Source organism: Streptococcus raffinosi, assembly GCF_030284685.1.
GTDB lineage: Bacteria > Bacillota > Bacilli > Lactobacillales > Streptococcaceae > Streptococcus > Streptococcus raffinosi.
Map to the genome: position 1 here is coordinate 1 of NZ_JASUZV010000004.1, position 22,317 is coordinate 22,317.

Here is a 22,317-nt window from a genome sequence, read left to right on the forward strand (position 1 = left end):
TCATAAATTCCTTTTATACTCTATCAGAAATAATGTTGAGTCAGAAACCGTATTATACTTGACAAATGGTAGAAAAAGAAGCCTGAAAAAATTTTGGCTTCTCTTTTGTGATAACATTCATTGCTTAAACTCGCCCTCGGGCTAGATTAATCATATCATAGGTCAAGGTATTGCTGGTCTCTTTGAGAGAATAATCCTCCAAAGTATTGACCTCCTTACGAAGCTGTTTGGCGTAGCGGCTAGAGATTAACTCATCTTGTTCATATTCGTTGATTACTTTACGTTCCAAATAGTAGCCTCGCAACATCTCGTCGATATTGTCAGGACTAAGGTGGGTGATAACCCGCTCAACAAAGGCTCCTGACTGGATAATCTCAGCCTCTTGTAAACGGCCACGCTTTAGATAAGACAAGAGGTCGGAGTGATAGACACCTTCCAGATTACTCAGGGCTTCCAATACTTGCTCAGTATTTGTCAAATAAAGCTCCGCCATGTGATCACGATTTTCCTCTGTTAAACGAGGAGCTCGTAACGTCTCCTCCTTGCCAAGATGAAATTTAAAGGTAAAGGCAAGGTGCAGGAGCCTACGTAGGCCTCGCACAAAGACAACGAAGGCATAGGAAAGGCTGGAGACGAAGCCACGGTTAATACGACGCTCCAAGCCCTTGATATAACGCTGATAGAGGTTGTATTCGAGTTCTGAAAGTTGCCCCTTCTTGTAGGCATACTCTAACCCTTCACTCTCAATTTCCATAATCATGACACGGATATTGGCCAGCTCTTCTTTGACATCATTGGACTCTTGTTCCAAGATGAGGTTTTCCAGACGTTGATTATAATTGTCAATAGTGGCGTAAACAGCACCCTGATGCTTAGACTGCTTCAGGTCCTTCCCAAGCTCTCCAACGACATCATTCAAAATAGCAATCTGCATATAGTGGTTGGTTGTATGGGCTGACTCCGTTGCCAATTTTGGTAGGACTAAAATGCCTGTTAAAAAACTTAAGAGGGTGACACCCGCTACTGTAAAGAGTAGAAGGCTATGTTCTAATGTCGTCATATCGGCGAGAGGAAGCAAGAGAATCGTCGCAATGGACACTGTTCCCTTAACCCCAGAGAAGGTCAGAAGAGTAGCACTCTTCCAAATTCTTTTTAGGGGTCTTTTGTTTTTCCAGGCTCTTTGGGCAAATACCGCACTAATCATGACAAATCGAATGGCAAACATAGTCGCTGTCAAAAGCACGATTGCTAGCAGCAACCAGAGATTATCGTAGGTGCTACTTTGCAGAACGGGCATGGCCAAGGTTGGTAATTCCGTCCCCAAAAGGAAGAAGACCATACCATTTAGCATAAAGGTAATGGTTCCCCAAATGGTATGCGAAATACTATCCAATTTGGCATCAAAAACCGTAATTTTTTTGAAACGGCTGGCTAGAGAAATACCAGCCACTACTACGGCAATAATGCCCGAGACATGAATCTCCTCCGCAACAAAGTAAGAGGCAATAGGGAGCACAAGTTCTAGTAGGAGTGCCCCAGTGACATCTGCTGCATCCATATTGTCCAGGATAGTCAAGAAAAGCCGATTAAGGAGGGCGGTGATTAAGCCGACCAGAAAGCCCCCCATAACGGAAAGGAACAAATTCCAACTAGCATCAAGGAGCGAAAAGGCTCCCGTTGTTAAGGCAGTCACCGCTACTTGAAAAGCGACCAGACCTGAAGCATCGTTCAAAAGCCCTTCACCCTGCAAAATATAACCAATCCACTTTGGAAAACTGAAGCGTTTGGCAATAGCTGAATAGGCCACAAAATCAGTCGGTCCAAGGGCCGCCCCGATAGCTAGACAGGCAGATAGAGGCACTGATACAGGCAGGATGGACTTAGCCAGATAACCGATTCCCAATGTCGATACGAAGATGACTGGAAAAATCAGAAATAGAATCAATTTCCAGTTACGTAGTATGCTGGTAATATCACTCTCTTCCCCCTCTCGGAAAAGCAAGGGAGCGATGATAAAAGCTAGAAAGAGTTCTGTTTCAAGCTCAAAAACACGACCTTTGAAAAGTAAACCAATGCCCACTCCAAAAATAATTTGAATCAAGGGCAGAGAAAGTCGTGGAAAGATACGGTTGATAACGTTCGATAAGATCAAGCTAAAAAGAAGAACCAGTAAAGCCGATGATAGATGCATAGCTCCTCCTAATCTTCTTTATGGCAACAGTTTGAAAATAATTCTTTTTGCTTACTGATTTTTTTATCAATAGACGTCACATCTTCCTTGGCCAAAAGTTTATGGCAACGTTCGACCTCAAGACTAGCCAGCTTTTTCTTAATTTTTGCCGTTTTACGGTTTTCGACTTTTTTCAAGGTGTCCTCAGCACCTTGCTTATCGATATATTTGGCCTGCATCTCCGCCAATTTTTCTTTAATGTCTGTAATCATTGTAATTTCTCCAGCATCACCAAAAATGGTGGGGTGTTAATTTGATTGAGGGGTTGGTAAAGCATGGCTGTGAAAACACGTTGGTCCAAACCAATGACATACTCAAGAACAGCATCTTTCTCCATATCACCACCATCATGACCGTAGTAAATCATAATCGCCAAGCGACCACCAACCTCTAAGCGGTCAAGAATTTTCTCGATAGCCTCAAGAGTCGTGTGGGGCTTGGTGATGACAGTCTTGTCTGCAGATGGCAGATAGCCCAGATTGAAAATAGCAGCTCGAATAGGTTCCGTGACATATCGGTCCAGATTTTCATGCCCATCTAAAATGAGTTCTGCATTGTCAATTTTCAAATCTGACAAGCGTTGACTGGTCTTTTCAAGCGCCTGCTCCTGCACGTCAAAGGCATAGACCTTCTTGGCAAGACCAGCTAAAAAGGCTGTGTCATTGCCATTTCCCATAGTCGCATCGACAGCGATACTCCCATCATCCAGCACTTGAGCTAGAAAGTCATGGGACATCTGAATCGGACGTTTCATCATGCTTCTTTCTCCTTTTCCTTAGCTACTTTACAGCCTTGCCATGAGCCACGACGTTCCATCTCCTTGTCAATGGCATTAAGAACTTCCCACTTGTTGAGACTCCACATAGGACCAATCAGCATGTCTCGGGGCGCATCACCAGTGATGCGGTGAATGACGATGTCCTTAGGGATGATTTCCAACTGGTCACAAATGATGGACACATATTCTTCCTGACTCAACAATTTTAGACGCCCCTCGTGGTAGTCTCTTTGCATACGGGTATTGGTCATCAGGTGGAGGAGGTGGAGTTTAATCCCCTGAATGTCATTATCCGTCACACAACGGCGAACATTTTCCACCATCATCTCGTGGGTTTCTCCTGGCAGCCCATTAATCAAATGCGATACAATCTCAGCCTTGGGCGCACGCTCACGCACACGCTTAACCGTCTCTACATAGAGATCATAGCTGTGTGCTCGATTAATGAGCTCTGACGTTTCTTCATAAGTGGTCTGCAGTCCAAGTTCAACGGTCACATGCATACATTCTGTGAGTTCTGCCAGATAATCAATCACATCGTCTGGCAAACAGTCTGGGCGGGTACCGATATTGATTCCAACAACACCAGGCTCATTGATGGCCTGTTCGTAGCGTTCCTTGATAACCTCAAGCGGCGCATGGGTATTGGTAAAGTTTTGAAAATAAACCAGATATTTCTGAACTTCTGGCCACTTGCGGTGCATGAAGTCAATTTCATGGTAAAACTGCTCACGAATCGGTGCCTCAGGAGCTACAATAGCGTCCCCAGACCCCGATACCGTACAAAAGGTACAGCCACCGTGGGCCACTGTGCCATCACGGTTGGGACAATCAAAACCCGCATCTATAGGTAGTTTGAAAATCTTTTCGCCAAAAAGCTCACGATAGTAATCATTAACTGTTCTATAACGTTTTTTCATAAGGACTATTATAACACTTTGACCTAAAAAAGAGGGTAAGACAGAGACAAAAATCAAGGATTTCTGCCTGCCCTACTCTCTCTTCTTATTTGGTCTTTTTCAAATAATCAATGGCTTCTTGAGCTGTTTTTACAGGAACGATTTTCATCTTGGTTCCCAGTTTCTCGGCAGCTTCCTTAGCCTCTTGATAGTTGGTTTTGGCATCCGGATCAGCCTTTTTCATTTCCTTGGTTACTGGGTTGTTTGGCACGAAGAAAATGTCCGCACCACTATCAGCCGCTGATTTCACCTTGAGGTAGGCCCCACCAATATCACCGACAGAACCATCCTTTTCAATGGTTCCCGTTCCAGCAATCTTACGACCATCCTTGAGGTTTTGACCCGAAACTTGGTCGTAAATAGCCAAGGTAAACATAAGACCCGCACTTGGTCCACCGACACCATCAAGTTTAAACTTCACATTCTCAGAACTCTTGACCTCAGTATGGTCCGTCAAGCCGATACCAATACCATTCTTACCATTGGCGATCTTGATAATCTTACCTGTGGCCGACTTTGATTTGTCATCTGTCGTATAAGTGACCTTAACCTTTGAACCCAACTTAAGTCCCTGAACGTATTTAATCAAATCAGCCGAATTATTAAAGGTCTTGTCATTGACAGCCGTCACCGTATCCGCAATATTAAGAACGCCCTTGAAGCTGGAATCATCATTGACCTGAAGCACATAGACACCCATATAGTCCAAGCTCGCCTTTTTACCAGCCAGCGTCAAGCCTTGATAAATGGCTTGGTTTTGGGAAGTCTCCATGTAAAATTGGTTGATACGCATGTAATCTTCATCAGAGTAATTACCCGTTGCCTCTTCAGCCGTTTGAAGCTTAGCGAAATCATTGAGCTGAGCATAGAGCATGAGGGCCAAGGTCGCCTTGGTTTGGGCCACCGCCACAAAATTGTAGGAACCTTTTGAATCATCGGCTTTCTTATCCACAGTCAAGACTTCCTTGGTATCAAAAGCACCACCCGGAAGCTCTACATAGTAATTATTGAGCGGGAAAAAGAGGGCAAAAAGGAGGAAAAGTACTGTAAAAATACCTAAGAGCCACCACTTAATCCGCCACATTTTCCCTAATAGCGATTTAGATTTTGTCTTGTTTGCCACGCTTGGCCTCCACTTCCTTAACAACTGCTTGAGGAACATAAGAACTAATGTCCCCCTCAAAATAAATCAACTCACGCACACGACTTGAGGAGACTGGTGTCACCTCATGACTAGCAATCAAATAAACCGTTTCAAGCTCAGGCGCCAGCCCCTTATTGAAATAGTCCATATTGGCCTCATAGTCAAAATCTGTCGCATTACGAAGGCCTCGAACCAAATAGGTCACGCCAAGGTCTCTGGCAACATCTACAGCTAGACTATCGTGAGCCGTTATGACCTTGACATTGGGAAAATCTGCCACAACCTCATCCAAGATACGCTTGCGAGTCGCAACATCCCAGAAGCCCTGCTTGTTTTTATTATAAAAAAGGCCAATATAAAGCTCGTCAAAGAGCTTGCTGGCTCTGGCAATGATATCCATATGCCCATTGGTAATCGGATCAAAAGACCCCGTAAACATAGCAATCTTGGTCATCGCAATTCCTTTCTACACCCTCTACAGGTACCTAGCGCACGTAAACGGTCACCTTACTGATACCATAGGTTTTCTGCTTCCAAATCCCAAAGTTTGAAATTTCTTCAGGCAGGTCCACAGCCTTATCTGTCTCGCAAACCAACATAACTTCTTCAGCCAAGAGCCCTTGCTCCTCTAACTGAGTAATATTGGCCACAATCTGCTCTTTGGCATAAGGCGGATCTAAAAGTACCAAGTCAAACTGACCTGTCAATTGCGTCAATGCACGCGCCGCATCCATCTTCAAAAGCTGAAACTGTTTCTCACTCTTGGTCATCTTAATATTTTGCTGAATAATAGCTTGTGCCCGACGGTCTTTTTCCACGAGGACAGCAGACGACATGCCACGACTAATAGCCTCAATGGCCAGACTACCACTCCCAGAAAAAAGATCCAAAACACGCCCTCCATCAAAGAAAGGACCAATCATATTGAAAATGGCACCCTTGACCTTGTCCGTTGTTGGACGAGTCGTTTTGCCTTCTAACGTTTTAAGCGGACGCCCGCCAAAATCACCTGCTACAACACGCAAGTTGGTCACCTCATTTTTACTGATTTTTAGTAAGACTTTTCTATTATACCAAAAAAAAACACATAGATGTTGCTCCAAAGGATGCTAGACAAACTAAAGACAAGCTCACAAACACAAAAAACTCGAGAACCTCCCGAGTTTTCATTTATTTTACTTATCACCAAGTGCAGTCACATAGTTGTAGGCTTCGATACCAGCTGTGGCACCATCCCCTACGGCTGTTGTTATTTGGCGAAGGTCTTTCTGACGGACATCCCCAATGGCAAAGATACCAGGAATACTTGTCGCCATCTTATCATCTGTAATAACCCAACCAGCTTGGTCAGTGATACCCAGACCTGTCACGTAATCTGAAACCGGATCAAGTCCGACATAAACAAAGACACCACCGAATTCGTGGTTAGTCACCTCACCCGTTTTGACATTCTTGATATCAACACTGCGAACCTTGATGTCATCACCCTTGATTTCTTCAACGACGGAATCCCAGATAAACTTGACCTTTTCATTGGCGAAGGCACGGTCTTGAAGAACCTTTTGGGCACGCAATTCATCACGACGGTGAACAATGGTCACGCTATTGGCAAAGCGTGTCAAATAAATTCCTTCTTCAACGGCAGAGTCACCACCACCAACGACCAAGAGGTCTTGATTACGGAAGAAGGCCCCATCACATACCGCACAGTAAGAAACACCACGGCTGTTGTACTCTTCTTCACCAGCAACACCAATGTGGCGGTGTTTAGCACCCGTCGCAATGATAACTGTCTTGGTTTGGTACTCCTCGTCACCAGTTTTGACAACTTTATAGTCACCCTTGTCCTCGATAGCAGACACAATACCGTAAAGATTTTCAACGCCCAATTTTTCCAAAGGTTCGAACATCTTCATAGACAATTCTGGACCAGAGATATTTTCAAAGCCAGGGTAATTTTCAATCTCAGACGTGTTATTCATCTGTCCGCCGGGAGCACCTTGCTCCAAAGTTGCCACTTTAAGGTTGGCACGGGCTGCATATAGCGCTGCTGTCATCCCTGCAGGACCAGCTCCAATAATAATCGTATCGTACATGAGTCACTCCTTTTACGCATTTCTTGTAGAGATATCTTACACCTAATAGGCCATCAAAGCTAGTATTATGCATTCAGCACGATGAGGATTGCCATAAAAGCAAAAGCCAAGACAGGAATCGAAACCATCGACATCATAATAGCATCATAGAGGGCACCTTGTCGCTCCTTAACCGTCTTGTCAGCACGACGTAGGGCACGCCATCCAAGCCAAAAGGCACCAATCACCAAGCACATAAAGAAAGCAATCACAAGGCCCAAAAGGTAAAATTTAAAAATATTTAATAACATAAATCATCCTAAAGTGAGAAATAGAAAAGGCTGAGACAACATTCTCCAACCTCTGAATCCGATTAGTAATAACTGCCGAAGGCAGTATCTGATTGGACTTTCGGGGCCGTCTTCAAAAATTCCAAAAGCTCCTAATCATCCTTACAGGATCCGACTACGGACTAAAAATGGAGTCCTGCCGCATCACCTTTTTCTATTGTAACAAAAATCCCATCTTAAAGATATTGTTTTGAATAAGAAGCGAAAAATTCTTTCGTTCTTTCTTCTTTTGGATGGTTGAAAAGTTCTTCAGGTGTTCCTTGTTCAAGGATATGCCCTTTTTCAAGGAAGAGCACCTTGTCAGCCACTTGATAAACAAAGTTCATGTCGTGACTAACCAAAATCATGGTCTGACCTGACTTAGCTGCATCAGCGATTGATTTTTCAACCTCACCAACCAACTCAGGGTCAAGGGCAGATGTCGGTTCGTCAAGCAAGAGCACATCAGGCTTCATGGCAAGGGCACGGGCCAAGGCCACACGTTGCTTTTGACCACCTGACAAGTGACGTGGGTAGTGATTTTCACGATTAGACAGCCCAACCTTAGCGAGCTCTTCTTTCGCAATCTTGGTAGCTTCTTCGTCAGAAAGCTTTTTAACAATCTTAAGCCCTTCCTTAACATTATCCAAGGCTGTGCGACGTTCAAAGAGGTTAAACTGTTGGAATACCATGGCCAACTTACGACGAAGGGTAAGGATTTGCTCCTTGGTAATTGTTTCGAAATCCACCTTAAAGTCATCAATAGCAATGGTGCCAGAATCAGGTTGTTCCAAATAGTTTAAGCTACGAAGGATGGTTGACTTACCTGCACCAGAAGCACCAACAAGCGCTACCACTTCGCCTTTTTCGATATCGAAGTTAATCCCATCAAGAACCTTTTGCCCTGAAAATTCCTTGGTCAAATTTTTGATGCTAATCATTAGCGGTCACCTCCAATTCCAGAAATGTCAGTTACTTCAGGTGCCTTAATGGCCATATGATTTTCAACCGAACGACCAATATTTTCAATCAAGATTGAGATGCCCCAGTAAACGAGAGCTACTGAGATATAACGTTCAAAGTAACGATAGTCAGCACCACCCAAGATTTGAGCCTGCGCATACATTTCGACGATACCTGCACTAAAGGCAAGTGATGTTCCCTTAGTCAAACCAATCAAACTGTTAATCAGACTTGGTGTCGCAATAACCGCCGCATTTGGAATAATGACACGACGGTAGACCTGTGCTGATGTCATCCCAAGAGAGCGGGCAGCTTCGATTTCTCCAGCATCCACAGCTTGAATCGCTGCACGAATGGTTTCACTCATGTAAGCCGCTTCGTTAAAGGCAAAGGCCGTAATAGCGAAGATAGCTGGCGGAATCTCATTAATGTTCCAGTCCAAACCAAACTCACCATTCAAGTAACGAAGGAAGAGTGGAATACCATAGTAAGTCAACATGAGTTGGACAAGAATTGGTGTCCCACGCAAGAAGCTCACAAAAACAGCTTGAATCGGATAAAGGATACGTACTCGGTTAATCTTAACAACCGCAAAAACAAGGGCCAAAATTAAACCGAAGAAGGCACCTGCAATGGTCAAGCCTAATGTTACAGGCAAGCGTTCCACAATCTGAGGAACTGCATCAAAGACAGCCTTCCATGAGAAAAGCTTACCAGCTGGCATCCAAGATGAGATGGCTTTGAAGACAATTGTAACCAATTGCAAAATATAACCCCAAAGGATTTCCACTAACCAAGATACGGGAATAGCCAAAGCAACAACTACTGCCAAACCAATTAAGCCAATGACAACTTGGAGGTACCAAGGTGACCGATTAAATGCTTCAATACTCTTTTTCACAATGTTACCCTTTCTATCTAAAAAAGTAGGTTAGCCAAGCGCTAACCATTTTTGTTTCTTATATAAATTCTATAGTATTCATTTTAGCACGACTCAGAAAGTCTGTGAAATAGTCTTTTCTTATCATAGTGATAAATAAATTGTATCACTGATCATTCTACTTTATTAACGTCAAAAAGCTGAGACAAGAGTCTCAACTTTTAACCGTCTTATTTCAAATCACTGACGTAATCGCCACCAAAATATTCCTTGCTGAGTTTAGCAAGGGTTCCATCCTTCTTAAGCTCTTTGATACGCTTATTGACAAAAGTCTTGAGTTCCTTACCTTGCTTATCTTTTGAGAAAAGAAGATATTCGAGACCATCAGTCTTCATACCGATATCATCTTTAATCTTGTTTACAGCCAACTTATAGCCTTGATCTTTAACAATGTACTCAGACGAAATGGCATCGTAAAGGATAAAATCAATTTTTCCTTCTTGAATGTGTTGGATACGTGTTGAAAGACCAGTTGAGCTAGAAGCGTAGTTGATTGTAATTGGTTTTTTGTCTGCATTGGCATGGTTCCAATTTTCAAGCAACTGAGCATAGTTAGAGCCAGGAAGCACCTCTGTCGTCTTACCAGACAAATCATCTAAGCTGGTATACTTGGTCCCCTCAGCACTGGTAATAGCATAGTTAGAACGTGAAATCGGATCTGAGAAACCATATTTCTGCTCACGCTCTTCATTGTAGTTGAAATCATTAGCCGCAATCTGATAACGTCCAGAATCCACCCCTGTCAAGATGGAATCAAAAGGTGTCGTTACAAACTTGACCTCATACTTATCGGAATCTTTGAAAATAGCCTTGACCAAATCAATATCATACCCCTTGAAGTCATCACCTTTTTTGAAAGTGAAAGGCGCCGTATCAGAATCCGTCGCAACAGTAATCGTCTGCTTTTCACCAGATGCCTTACTGTCACTCTTGTTTCCACAAGCAGCCAAAGTCAAAACTGACAAGCCAAGAATCCCTAAACCTGCAAGCCATTTTTTCATATCTATAACCCTCGATACTTTCTTCAATAGTTTTTGATAGTAGTGTACCACCTTCACCCCTAGTCGTCTAATACTAAAAAACTAAGAGGTGATAGATAAAGATTATAGGAGGAAGGGGATAAATAACAAGATAGAAAAAAGCTGCCACTCATGTGACAACTCTTTTCCCAAAACAACTTCCTACAACAGACTTTACGTAAAATACAAACCAAGTGAAAAAGTATTCTTCATAAACTACTTGTGTCTACTTTGATTGTCAGCTTCAAATATATACTAAAAAGTAATAGTAAATATGTGTGTCCTTTTTCTCAATTTTCTTTATTAATCTTACATAAATTGTACTGCTGCTGTGTTATCTGATGCTGAGAATCGTTCTGCTGAAGTCACTAAATGTGTTGAGATTTCTGTTATCTGACTCTTAAGACTCTGTAACATGGCACGTATGTCGGCTTCTGCACCTGAGTCCCAGACATGCTCAAACTGAATAGGAGCTATCAATGCTTCGATCTCACCTGATGACAAGTGGGGACCAGCCTGCAAACAACGTTGCTTAGCTTCTTCACACTGACGTCTAACTTCTTCCTTGGCCTCCTCTAGTTCAGCTAAGAGTTTCGCTTCAAAACCTGCAAACTGAGCCATTGCTTGACTAGCTAGGGCTACCAACATCTCTGTTTTTAAGAAGATTTGTTGACCACCCCCAGCAGCTCCGAGAAGGGTTGCCAAACCTCCGACCTTAGTCCCAAGAGCGTGGAGTTCCCAGCTATCTAGCAAGGATGAGGTTTGCTTACTTTTTCCACCCTTTTCATTAGCGTAGGGACCATACTCTTTTTCATAATTCTTAACATATGAATCATAATAGGCCTTCTCTTTATCTTTCCTTATTCTCTCACCATCTACCTCAGGATGTTCCTTAATAAAATCATCTGTTTCTTTTTTAGCTTTTAACCTAGCAGCTTTCTTAACCTGATCTTTAGTCATTCCTGAGCAAAGCTGACCATGCTTAACATAATAATCAATGTCAAGATTGTTTCCCTTGATATGAGCATGATCAGTGCCATGATTAGAACCATCAACTTCTCGAACATCACCATAGGGAATCCAACCACCGTCTTTCGCAAACATTGTTACTGCATTACCTTCGTCACTATATATATGGGCATGCTTATCTAAGTATTTCTTATCCTCTTCTGATATATAGCCATTAGTATATGCCATACCACCTCCCCAATCAGAAAAGTTAGTAACTCTATCAACATTATGATTTGCAGCAACTTTTGCGACAGCAGGACCAGCCTGACTATGGCCAGACATATTTGTGATTTCGCCACCACCATGAGCGTTCAAGTTAGCTTCTGTCTGTTGATAAAGTGCCTCAACATCCCTCCCCTGTATGGAATAACCTGTACCGCTTTGAATTATGGCTCTAAATGTAGAGTCTAGCTCATTTCCAAGTCCATTTCCCTTTTCATCATTTGGGGGTTGCGTCCCTGCAACAACAATTGCGGTTTGAGAGTAATCAGGTTCTCCTTTCACGATTGGAGCAACAGATATACCTTGAGTTACACTGTCCGGACCAGTTGATGCTACAACCTCATATTGTTGTCCACCAGCTGTAAAAGTATCGCCCTGCTCTAACTTTGAGGATGCTTCCTTTGTTTTCCCTTGCAAATCCTGAATTTGTTCATCAGTTAACGCCATTCGTTATAACTTCCCTTCTTAATTTCTAAATTATATTTAACTGAAGCTTCTGGGCTTCCTTTATCAGACTTTTTAACATCCTTAAGCTGACCTGATTGTACCAAGTATTCAATTAGGTCATCCAAAATTTGATAACTCTCTAACTTTGCTTTATCTGGTAAATGTTTGTAATTTGATACATCAATGACCTCGTCATTGTCATAATTATCTAATTCAATAATCTCACTTTCATCAGCACCACTAAAATCCAAAGATAATCCTTGTCCTATCCCGAAAGATTCATTCATTTTCCTTTTCATAACTACACGATTACCAGATTTATCATAAATAACTGGAACAATATTCAGCGTATGCATACTATAGCCGTCTCCACCATCTTCATAAATAGGTGAGAACTCAATCTTACTCACACCCTCGTAGTGTTCTTTGATATAGGTAGCCAGTTGCTCTTCCAAAAGTCTAAAACCATGTTTATACAAAGCGTGCTCTTTAGCTATTTGTTTTTGTTGTTCTTGTTTGTGCCCCATATAAATGCTTCCTCCTAAAATAGCGATAACTAGTGTGATAAACAACACCACTACTATATTTCGTTTTGAATTCTTCTTCACAGGCTCAGCCCTCTCTTTCTTGTAAATCCGAGAATTTCATCAATCTCTCTGCTTTCCTATCATTAAGAGAGTCAATATCTAATTAATAATGACAAATCATGTTTTTTAACATCAATCATACTATCCATTCAACAACAGATTTCTAACCGTAATAGTCACAACCACTTATATACACAAACAAGCCTAAACGGTTTGTTTAGACTTATTTCCGGTCTTTTCAAGAGCTTTTCTATATACTTTCGCTTCTTCGTAGCGAAGTTCTTCCAGAGTATTCTGTTTCTCTGTTATAATTTCTTCAAACGCTTCTACTACTTCTGCTAATTGCGCATAGGCGCTAGCTAGATTCTGCTCTGGTGCATCCTTTGCAGCATGTGCTATTAAATCTGAGAGATAATCGGCGTGTTGATTAATAGCTCCCCTAGCAGCGTTCAGTTCACTTTCAAAGTTCTCAAATTGCATTTGAGCTTGGTAATGCTCTTGCTCTATCCGTTCTTGTTCCTTTCGAGTCATTAGGCTACCTCACGAGATTTGGAAGACTTGGCATTTGTATTGAAGCCAATTTGTTTTTTGAAGAATCGGCTGCTTTACCTGCAAAGATTGGTGTGATACTTGCTACCATAGTCTGAGAGGCAAACTGTTTAACCTCATCCATGCTTGAATGCATCTTACTTTGGATTTGCTGTCCAGAGGCCTTCACCTTGGACTGTGTCGAATTAACGATGGAACGGATTGCGATACGTTCCATTTCTTTTTGCATTTCTAACTTGAGTTTTTCTAAAGCTGCTAACTCAAGTGCCAATTTTTGTAGAGACATATACCCTCCTTTATTAATCTTACATAAATTGTACTGCTGCTGTGTTATCTGAAGCTGAGAATCGTTCTGATGAAGTCACTAAATGTGTTGAAATCTCTGTCATCTGACTCTTAAGACTCTGTAACATGGCACGTATGTCGGCTTCTGCACCTGAGTCCCAGACATGCTCAAACTGAATAGGAGCCATCAATGCTTCAATCTCACCTGATGACAGGTGGGGTCCAGCCTGCAAACAACGTTGCTTAGCTTCTTCACACTGACGTCTAACTTCTTCCTTGGCCTCTTCTAGTTCAGCTAAGAGTTTCACTTCAAACCCAGCAAATTGAGCCATTGCTTGACTAGCTAAGGCTACCAACATCTCTGTTTTTAAAAAGATTTGTTGACCACCCCCAGCAGCTCCGAGAAGGGTTGCCAAACCTCCGACCTTAGTCCCAAGAGCATGGAGTTCCCAGCTATCTAGCAAGGATGAGGTTTGTTTACTTTTTCCACCTTTTTTATCAGCATAAGGACCTTAGTCTTTTTCGTAATTCTTTATTTTCTTTTCATAAAATTGCTTTTCTAAAAATTCTCTATTAGCAGATAGACCTTTATTATCTGGTTGACTACGAATAAAATCATCTGCATCTTTTTTCGCTCCTATACTAGCAACCTTTTTGACCTGTTCTTCAGTCATTCCTGAGCAAAGGATACCATTTTTGACATAATAATCAATATCAAGGCTATTTCCCTTTATATGAGCATAACTAGTCTTATGATCGGATCCTTCAACTTCTCGAACATCACCATAGGGAATATCTCCCAAATCACGAGAAAATATTGATACTGAATTTCCTTGATCACTGTAAATATGGGCATGCTTATCTAGATATTTCTTATCTTCTTCTGAAATATATCCACTGGAGTAAGCATTTCCTGCTCCATAGTCAGAAAAATTCGTAACTCTATCAACATTATGATTTGCAGCAACTTTTGCGACAGCAGGACCAGCCTGACTGTGACCAGACATATTGGTGATTTCACCTCCACCATGAGCTTCTAAATTAGCCTCTGTCTTTTCATAAAGCGCCTCAACATCACTACCCTGTCTAGAATAACCAGTCACACCTTGTCTAATAGCTCTTCCAAATGAATTCCACTGATTCCCTTGTCCATTTCCATTTTCATCCAATGGAGTTTGTGTTCCTGCAACAACAATTGCAGTTTGAGAGTAGTCAGCATTCCCATTCTCATCAATAGGGGCGACCGCTATACCTTGTGTTACATTGTCAACTGAAGCAACAACCTCGTATTTATTACGGTTATTAGCACCGGTTATTATATCTCCTTCTTTCTTAGCTGCACTTATCTTAGTAACCCCTTGTATATCCTGCATCTGCTCATCAGTTAATGCCATTTTCTACAATGTTCCTTTCTTTATTTCTAAATTATAGCTAATTTTTGCCTTAGGACTTCCATTATCCGACTTTTTGACACCTTTAAGTTGATTATCTTCTACTAAAGCAAGAATATTTTCGTCTATTGCAGAATTACTCTCTAACTTTGCCTTCTCAGGAAGATGTTCTTCACTTGATAAATCGAGTTCCTTTTGCGTGTCCAAATCTTTTAAAATGATAATCTCGCTATCATCTACACGATCAAAGTCTAAATAAAGCTCACCACCAAGCCCATATGAACCATAAGTAATTCTTCCAATTTGTGTGCCTAACATTGCTTTATGTCCATGATTATCAGAGATAATAGGTACAACTCTTACTGTAAGCATACTATAGCCATCTCCACCATCTTTATAAATAGGTGAAAATTCAATCTTACTCACACCCTCATAGTGTTCTTTGATATAGGTAGCCAGTTGCTCTTCCAAAAGTCTGAAGCCATGTTTGTACAGTGCGTGCTCTTTAGCTAGCTCTTGTTTTTTTTTCAAATTTATTTCCCATATAGATTGTTCCTCCAATAGCTGCGATAATTAAGGCTATAATCAACACCACTGTTACTTTTCGTTTTGAATTCTTCTTCACAGGCTCAGCCCTCACTTTCTTGTAAATCCGAGAGTTTCATCAGTCTCTCTGCTTTTCTATCATGTAGATAGGCAACATCAGGTTCTGGATAAGGCTCTTTCGAGTTAAAGACCTTCGGCAAGATAGCCTGATCCATCATGCGCATACCAAATAGGAAGTATTGGACATTATTGCGCATTGCCTTGGCAACATCTGAGATGCCATTTATCAAGTAACTTGACATACCTCCAAAGAAGAAGTAAATTCCCACTTTAGGTGCCTTGTCAAGCATAAAGTTGAGTTGCTCCCCATTTAACTTGGTCTGGGGCGCAAATTTCTCCATATTTGGAATGATGACAAACCATGTCTTTTCATCTTCTGTCACACTATCCATTCGACGATAGATTTCTGTAATTATTTCCACATAGACAGTTTCCATCTCTGCATCCTGACCATAGTAGTCAGTACAGTATGGTTTGTAATCTATGTAGGCTTCTTCTGTATCAAGCACCATGAGTCTACTTGGGTTAACTAGGTTAACCGAGCGAATCAGGTGTTTGGTCATATTTTGTAGGTTCGCTACTCTGTCCGATGTGTATAGCAAGTGCTTGAACCGACTCAACTCTAGACTGAAAGCTTCTACATCAGCATAGGTGATACCAAGAGTCAAGCGACCTGCTTTCGTAGCATCCTGAACTGTGTCCATGTCCCTAAAGGCATCAAAACTGATCTGTTCAGGCATGATTGGGATGGCTCTTGGTTTAGGACCATCCCAACTATCTTCCATGGCAGTAATCTCCTCCTGAAGTTCATGAAGACGTTGTATGTCGTCCATGCCCTTGTTAGAGAGAAAGACTTGAACCACTTCGATATCATCTCCATAACGCATGACACCTCGCCCTTGAATCTCTTCCATAGCATAGGCTGGTCGTGCCCCTATAAGGTTTCGCACATCACCGTCATCAGTTAACTTGAGCACCATCCGACTCCTAAAGTTAGAGAGGATAGCTCCACGAATAGCGATTGAACGGTTTCCTGTAGCAACGATTGAAATTCCAAAGCTAAAGCCATCTCGACTAAGAGTTAGGAAGAAATTGTCCATATCAGTCCTGAGGTTAGCATTTTGGATTTCCTTATGTCCTTCGTAATTATCAATGATTATGACGATTTGAGGAAGGGATTTCCCAGTCATCTCCTCATACATAGCCTTACTATTGACATCATGCTGAGCAAAGAGCTTCTTACGTTTAGCCATCTCTGCTTTAATTAGGACCATAAACTTGCCAAGCTTCTCCTCTTGGTCTGCTGTTAGGAAATCAGCTACATGTGGTAATTTACGCAGCGGAAAGAGAGCATTGGTCCCAAAATCAAAGAGATAGACATGAAGAGCCTCAGGTGTGTTTTTACGTGCTAAGTCCATCGTTAGAGTTTGAAGTAAGTTAGATTTACCCATACCAGGACCACCAAAGACTGCTAAGTTCCCATCCCTAAGAATATCGTAAGTTCCAACAACCTGTCTTTGTTGACTTGGAATGTCAAGAAGCCCCACTGAAGCAATCAACTGACTAGGATGATTCCAATATTCTTTAAAGCCTATTTCATCATAGTCTTGTGCAAACATGACCTCACTCAACGGTGGCAACCATGGTTGTGGTAAGGCAGGGATGCCTTCTTCTACCACTAGGTCGTGGATATAGCCTACAATGGCATCTAGCTCTGTTGGTACCTGTTTGATGTCTTCAGTCTCTTCAAGTCCTGATAGATCATCATTTAGGATTTCATACTGTCCTAAGTCATTGATAGCATAGATAGTATGGTCCTCGATACCTTGTTTGTCCTTTTCAGGTTGATACTCAGCTCCTGACCACGCACTCTGGAAGAGCTCGTAAACCTCGTTGTTTCCGACCTGCAGATAAGCACGTCCTGACTGGGTGATATCCGCCGCATCTGGTGTACGAAGCATCTCCTGTGAGTCCGCTCGGTCTGCCACCTTAAGGGCTAGCTTGAAGCGAGAGTTAGACCAGATCTGGTCATTAACCACACCAGATGGTTTTTGTGTCGCTAGAATCAAGTGAATCCCAAGTGAACGTCCGATACGTGCTGTAGATACTAACTCCGCCATAAAGTCCGGCTGGTTCTGCTTGAGTTCAGCAAACTCATCCGAAATCAGGAAGAGGTGAGGCATTGGCTCAGGTACTTCGCCTAGTTTGTATTTTTTCTGATACTGGTTGATATGGTTGACATCATACTCTGAAAAAGAGTCGTTGACGACGCTTAAGCTCTGCCTTGATAGATGTCAAAGCACGCATAGACTGAGCACCATCCAAGTTGGTGATGGTCCCTAAGAGGTGAGGCAAGTCCCTAAAGAGGTTTGCCATCCCCCCATCCTTGTAGTCGATGAGGAGAAAGGCCACATCATGCGGATGGAAGTTGATTGCTAGACTTAAGATATAAGACTGGATAATCTCAGATTTCCCTGATCCAGTAGTACCAGCTACCAAGCCATGAGGTCCGTGGGCCTTTTCATGGAGGTTAAGCTGAACGATGTCATCCTGACCACGTAGCCCCAAAGGTACTGCTAGTGACTTATACGGGGCATGAGAAGCCCAGCGACTGACTACATTCAAAAAATAAGTATAGTTAACTTGAAAGCATAAACTCTCTTGAAAATATCTTCATGCTTAGTATTAGTTAAATTCATTATCAATATTGTCCCTATACATCTTTGTCATCGAGAGATGAGAGTTTGCTGTCACAACCTATTCTTTCCAAAATCCTCAACAAAACATTTATCGAAATATTCTGAATACAGACTACAATATCCATTATACCATGGAAAATAAGCTTTCATGATATTATGAGAGGGACAAAATTATTAGGATTTGGCTATTAGAAAACCCCAGCCAGGGGCTGGGGCAGTGATGGATAAAATCATTACTTAGTTGAAAAATAGTCATCACTAGGATTAACTTTCCCATCGGATATATATGACTTATCATTTTGTATTTTCGTACTGATTTTATAATCAGTGTTTTTAAATTCATTTGCTATTTTATTCAGGAATTCACTATACTTACTAACTGTATCCCCTAAATCTTTAGCTGTTGAGTTTATTGTTTGGGTACATGATAGCAACTTATCCCCTGAGTCATCCTTTACAGCTTCTCGAGCATGAGCATCACTAATTTCAATACCTACTAATACTGTCGTTCCATTCAATTGCTCAGGTTTAATTTTTATTCCCATATAATCCTCCTCTACTCCGTAGGTTGCGATGCTTTCCATGTTTGGTAGTCTGCGAAACTCTTTATTTGTGTTTTTTCACCTGTCGTTTTATCTGTGACGTAAAGATCCATTACATCCTGACCCTTTGGTGCAAACCAGTGAATGAGGGTGTTAAACCACTGCTCAGAATCAACTGAATCACATCTCGTGTAGGCATCGCCTCCATTTTCTAGGATTTTTGCAACTTCAGGATATTCTTTTTTTATGTTTAATTTAGATAAATCTGGATTCTTTTTGTCCCTATTGATACCTAAATAAAATGAATGATATTTTTCATTTTCCAAAACTCCATATTTCTTGAACAGGATATTGTCTAGATCTACACTATAGGATGCATCCTCTAAGGAAGAATCTTTTTTCAGTGAATTACCATCCAGTATTGTTTCAGGTGCAGTTGTGATTTTCTTTTGTTTAAGATCTAAAAGGTACATAGTGTAGTCAACTTTAAAAAATAAATAATCTTTACCTTCTATTACCACAGTAGCAATCTGAGACATTCGGCCTTTTAATTTGTATTGTTTTACGGTATCTAAAAGGTCTATCTTCGACTTTTTAAAATCTTTACTATTTAAATCATATAAATATAGATTATAAGAAGCATAATTCTGAATGTTGTTGGCATCATTAGTATCAAAACTATTACTCACTAAATAGTTATTTGTTACCCCTATTACACCAAAGCTCTCAGATGAGTTTTTATAATTTACTAAAACATATTCTTTATTAGCTCCACTTAATTGAAGAGAGAATTCTGGTTCTGGATAGCTATGGGTATATTCCTCACTTGTCGCACCACTCTTACTTCTCAGAAAGAAGAAAAGACCAGCCGTGATTGCTATCATTACTATAGATATGATGATGTTTCTTTTCTTCATGCTTTACTCCTGTTTCTGAGCATTAACCAATGTGTCAAAACTATGGCTGTTATATTTAGCATAATTATCAATTTGAAAGGTATCCCTAATATCTTTATCTAATCCGGAAGTCATATCATCCATAGCTTCTGTAATATTAGATGCTTCAATATCTGTATAATTTTGATCACCATTACCAGTGAGATAGTCCTTCATCTCTTTGCCAGTTACCTTTCCACCTCCATTAAGAGAATATGATTTATCAAAATAGTCAGTATTAATTTCCCTATCAAACTTACTGATAGACTTAACCCCCTTAGCAGTATCTTGGGAAACATCTTTCCATCCTTCTTCAGTTAATTCTTGTGAAGCGACACCTCCATTATTGCGGTAAATATAGGCTCTAAGTCCATTTTCATTCATATCATATTTTGCGAGGGTTGCACTAAGATCGTAATTGGAAGTATATATTGCTCCCTGAGAACCACTACCTTGATCTATCTGAGTTGAGTAACCACCTCCATTAAACATCAAAGCTTCCGCCGTACGTTCGTTATCATTCTGTTGACTAGATACACTTTGCAATGATTCAATTGCTTTTATAAATGATGTCCCTTGAGTCACTCCCTTACCTAGATTAGAATAGCTATCTCCAAATGCAAGAGCCGCACTTTTATCAAACAGCGTTGCTGTAGTCGAAGGCTTATCCTCACCTGACTCACTTGCTTTTGAAAGGGCATTTGCAAAATTAACTACTGCAGAGTATTCAGGTGCAGCAAATGTTGTAACCGTAGATGCTAGTCCAACTGTGAAATCTTTTAGAGCCGTTTCCCTCTTTTTATCTAATTCATCAGCTTTTACTTCAATTTTTGTTTTCTGGACATCATCCTCTGTAAGATGTAAACTTGCAATAACTTTTCGTGTAGTAGTGGTATTTATGGAAGACTCAGAATCAACTTTGTTTGTCCATTCAAAATGTCTTTGCCCCGACCCATCTATACTAAAAGTTAAATCTTGCATTCCTGATTTTATAGTCTCTTCAATATTTGACTTACCTCTTTTTGTAACACCTAATTCTTCTTTATATGCTGAACTAAATAATGATGTCAATGCTCCCGCATTCTCAATTTTATTATTTATTTCATTTAGTTTCCCACTGGTCATTAAATTATTCCAGGCCTGCGAATACGCTTCATACTCCTCAGAAGATGCTCCTTTACTAGGGAATTTGGGTAATAATTCGGTAGCCTTTGCGGACATAACCGCTGCATAACGGTCACCCGATATCGTCATTTTTTCTAAATATACAGATGCTGCCTTGGAATCTTGATTTTCTAAACTTTTAAAGAAATTTAAAATATTGTTTGTATCGAATTCTGAAGGTGATTCTGATTGAACTGCGTTTGCATAAAATCTACCGTAAGCTAAATCCATCATTCCTTGACTAACATGAGTCCCATCTACTTCTCCAAGATTCGTAAAGAATTTTCCCTTATCATCACCCTCATTGAGAAGAACATCAAGCATCTCATCATCACCACTGTCCTGAATGTTGTCAATTAAATCCATATTACCTTCTGTAAGCTTCCCACTAGTGACCCAGCTGAATAGAGTGCTCACATCCATTTGCGAAAGATATAGTGCATTATTAAGGTATATTTTCACTTGATTCAAACCAGCCTGTACAGTATCTAGCTCACTAGAAAATGTTTGTTTTCCACTCATCAATGTATCATGTTTACTCTGATAAACTGATGCTCTATGCGTTAAATTTTCTAATGCCACAGATACAATGGATTTTGTATCAGCACTATAATCGACCGAATTAGGACTTTTTGCCAAAGCAGCAGATGCTTCTTTAAATGCAGCATCTAATTTTTCACCTTTGCTTGAAATACTGTTATAACGCTGTGTACTTAGCCATGTTTTAATATTATCAATATCACCTGAATCCGTATAAACTTTATCTGAAAAACCTGCACCTGTTAGAACGCTACTGTAATTCGAGATAGCTGAGGCAAAGTCACTTAGTAGCCCAGGATAAACCGCAAAAACCTGGGTTGAAAGGTTGTTTATCTTATCTACAAATGCTTCAATAGCTACCCCTTCATTTCCTCCTGTTCTAACTTGAAATGACTGATGAACATTATTTGTTTCATCAATATATTTTTGTGAAGCAGTTTGGCTACTTGTCGCTAAATTATTTAAAAGACCAATCTGAGTCACCGTAACTTGATTCTCTCCGGCCATATATCTCCTCCTTTATTTACCAGACAAGAACTTAGCAGCGGCATCTAATGCATCTTTTATAGCATCTGATTGTCTCGATACTGCTAACTCTGTTTCTTTCACTTGCTTTAGAATTGTTAAACTTGTTATATTGCTTTTCAACTCGCTTAACACATCATCCTTTTTACTTTTTAAAGCCTTACTACTTTCCTTTATAAGCTTTTGATCCTCATCGTACATGTCAATATATTTGTCACCATCTACATGATCACTATCAGCTTCATTATAAGTATGCTTTACCTTAGTTTTACATCCTGATACTTTTTTTTCTGCACTTTTCAAAGATTTGAGCTTCTCTTCAATTTCTTTTATATCTTTTTCTAAATTCTCGGTTCTTTGTGATTTTCCCATAATAA

At 40.7% G+C, this 22,317-nt stretch carries 23 protein-coding genes and 1 pseudogene; all 24 read right to left on the reverse strand.

The genetic code is table 11. The annotated features are described in order from the left end of the window. Positions 1-124: 124 nt before the first annotated feature. Positions 125-2,191, reverse strand: a complete 2,067-nt coding sequence (locus tag QRD39_RS03475) for a cation:proton antiporter (RefSeq protein ID WP_008535438.1) — start codon at positions 2,189-2,191, stop codon at positions 125-127. An 8-nt stretch (positions 2,192-2,199) separates the two neighbouring features. Continuing rightward, on the reverse strand, positions 2,200-2,442 hold the full coding sequence (locus tag QRD39_RS03480) for a hypothetical protein (protein ID WP_008535440.1): 243 nt from the start codon (positions 2,440-2,442) through the stop codon (positions 2,200-2,202). Continuing rightward, positions 2,439-2,987 carry a tRNA 5-(aminomethyl)-2-thiouridylate-methyltransferase MnmM gene (gene mnmM / locus QRD39_RS03485; RefSeq protein WP_008535441.1) on the reverse strand — a complete coding sequence of 183 codons (549 nt, stop codon included), beginning with the start codon at positions 2,985-2,987 and terminating at the stop codon, positions 2,439-2,441. The genes QRD39_RS03480 and mnmM overlap by 4 nt, the downstream gene beginning before the upstream one ends. After that, positions 2,984-3,928 (reverse strand): tRNA modification radical SAM protein MnmL/YtqA, encoded by a 945-nt coding sequence (gene mnmL, locus QRD39_RS03490; RefSeq protein ID WP_008535442.1) that lies wholly within the window; start codon positions 3,926-3,928, stop codon positions 2,984-2,986. The genes mnmM and mnmL overlap by 4 nt, the downstream gene beginning before the upstream one ends. An 85-nt stretch (positions 3,929-4,013) precedes the next feature. Beyond that, positions 4,014-5,051 carry a SepM family pheromone-processing serine protease gene (locus QRD39_RS03495; protein ID WP_164376175.1) on the reverse strand — a complete coding sequence of 346 codons (1,038 nt, stop codon included), beginning with the start codon at positions 5,049-5,051 and terminating at the stop codon, positions 4,014-4,016. A 16-nt stretch (positions 5,052-5,067) separates the two neighbouring features. Further along, complete coding sequence (gene coaD / locus QRD39_RS03500; RefSeq protein ID WP_100284770.1) at positions 5,068-5,565, reverse strand: pantetheine-phosphate adenylyltransferase; 498 nt, start codon at positions 5,563-5,565, stop codon at positions 5,068-5,070. 31 nt (positions 5,566-5,596) lie between these two features. Then, positions 5,597-6,160 carry a 16S rRNA (guanine(966)-N(2))-methyltransferase RsmD gene (rsmD, locus tag QRD39_RS03505; RefSeq protein ID WP_434556762.1) on the reverse strand — a complete coding sequence of 188 codons (564 nt, stop codon included), beginning with the start codon at positions 6,158-6,160 and terminating at the stop codon, positions 5,597-5,599. A 126-nt stretch (positions 6,161-6,286) separates the two neighbouring features. Continuing rightward, on the reverse strand, positions 6,287-7,207 hold the full coding sequence (trxB, locus tag QRD39_RS03510) for a thioredoxin-disulfide reductase (protein ID WP_285955685.1): 921 nt from the start codon (positions 7,205-7,207) through the stop codon (positions 6,287-6,289). A 65-nt stretch (positions 7,208-7,272) separates the two neighbouring features. Then, the gene (locus tag QRD39_RS03515) at positions 7,273-7,497 is read right to left on the reverse strand and encodes a DUF4059 family protein (RefSeq protein WP_002888207.1); all 225 of its coding nucleotides are present in this window, start codon (positions 7,495-7,497) and stop codon (positions 7,273-7,275) included. A gap of 215 nt (positions 7,498-7,712) precedes the next feature. Further along, positions 7,713-8,456 carry an amino acid ABC transporter ATP-binding protein gene (locus QRD39_RS03520; protein WP_008535446.1) on the reverse strand — a complete coding sequence of 248 codons (744 nt, stop codon included), beginning with the start codon at positions 8,454-8,456 and terminating at the stop codon, positions 7,713-7,715. After that, positions 8,456-9,202 carry an amino acid ABC transporter permease gene (locus QRD39_RS03525; RefSeq protein WP_285955775.1) on the reverse strand — a complete coding sequence of 249 codons (747 nt, stop codon included), beginning with the start codon at positions 9,200-9,202 and terminating at the stop codon, positions 8,456-8,458. The genes QRD39_RS03520 and QRD39_RS03525 overlap by 1 nt, the downstream gene beginning before the upstream one ends. Positions 9,203-9,588: 386 nt before the next feature. Then, entirely contained in the window at positions 9,589-10,419 is an 831-nt protein-coding gene (locus QRD39_RS03530) for a transporter substrate-binding domain-containing protein (protein WP_285955686.1), read from the reverse strand. A gap of 327 nt (positions 10,420-10,746) precedes the next feature. Then, complete coding sequence (locus tag QRD39_RS03535; RefSeq protein ID WP_008535449.1) at positions 10,747-12,117, reverse strand: hypothetical protein; 1,371 nt, start codon at positions 12,115-12,117, stop codon at positions 10,747-10,749. Then, entirely contained in the window at positions 12,108-12,644 is a 537-nt protein-coding gene (locus tag QRD39_RS03540) for a hypothetical protein (protein ID WP_285955776.1), read from the reverse strand. Before QRD39_RS03540 ends, QRD39_RS03535 begins: the two co-directional genes overlap by 10 nt. A 264-nt stretch (positions 12,645-12,908) precedes the next feature. Beyond that, positions 12,909-13,235, reverse strand: a complete 327-nt coding sequence (locus tag QRD39_RS03545) for a hypothetical protein (RefSeq protein ID WP_285955687.1) — start codon at positions 13,233-13,235, stop codon at positions 12,909-12,911. Positions 13,236-13,239: 4 nt separating this feature from the next. Continuing rightward, a complete protein-coding gene (locus QRD39_RS03550) occupies positions 13,240-13,539 on the reverse strand; it encodes a hypothetical protein (RefSeq protein ID WP_008535454.1) in 300 nt (99 codons plus the stop codon). Positions 13,540-13,558: 19 nt separating this feature from the next. Further along, the gene (locus QRD39_RS03555; RefSeq protein WP_285955688.1) at positions 13,559-14,002 is read right to left on the reverse strand and encodes a hypothetical protein; all 444 of its coding nucleotides are present in this window, start codon (positions 14,000-14,002) and stop codon (positions 13,559-13,561) included. A gap of 48 nt (positions 14,003-14,050) precedes the next feature. Then, positions 14,051-14,932, reverse strand: coding sequence for a hypothetical protein (locus QRD39_RS03560; RefSeq protein WP_285955689.1), 882 nt, complete (start codon positions 14,930-14,932; stop codon positions 14,051-14,053). Between the two features lie 3 nt (positions 14,933-14,935). Then, positions 14,936-15,460, reverse strand: coding sequence for a hypothetical protein (locus QRD39_RS03565; RefSeq protein WP_285955690.1), 525 nt, complete (start codon positions 15,458-15,460; stop codon positions 14,936-14,938). 98 nt (positions 15,461-15,558) lie between these two features. Further along, positions 15,559-18,160, reverse strand: a pseudogene (gene essC / locus QRD39_RS03570) (type VII secretion protein EssC); the annotation flags it as partial. Positions 18,161-18,467: 307 nt separating this feature from the next. Beyond that, a complete protein-coding gene (locus QRD39_RS03575) occupies positions 18,468-18,779 on the reverse strand; it encodes a hypothetical protein (protein ID WP_285955691.1) in 312 nt (103 codons plus the stop codon). A gap of 11 nt (positions 18,780-18,790) precedes the next feature. After that, positions 18,791-19,693, reverse strand: a complete 903-nt coding sequence (locus tag QRD39_RS03580) for a hypothetical protein (RefSeq protein ID WP_285955692.1) — start codon at positions 19,691-19,693, stop codon at positions 18,791-18,793. 3 nt (positions 19,694-19,696) lie between these two features. Further along, complete coding sequence (locus tag QRD39_RS03585) at positions 19,697-21,922, reverse strand: hypothetical protein (RefSeq protein WP_285955693.1); 2,226 nt, start codon at positions 21,920-21,922, stop codon at positions 19,697-19,699. Between the two features lie 12 nt (positions 21,923-21,934). Beyond that, on the reverse strand, positions 21,935-22,312 hold the full coding sequence (locus tag QRD39_RS03590) for a hypothetical protein (protein WP_285955694.1): 378 nt from the start codon (positions 22,310-22,312) through the stop codon (positions 21,935-21,937). Positions 22,313-22,317: the final 5 nt, after the last annotated feature.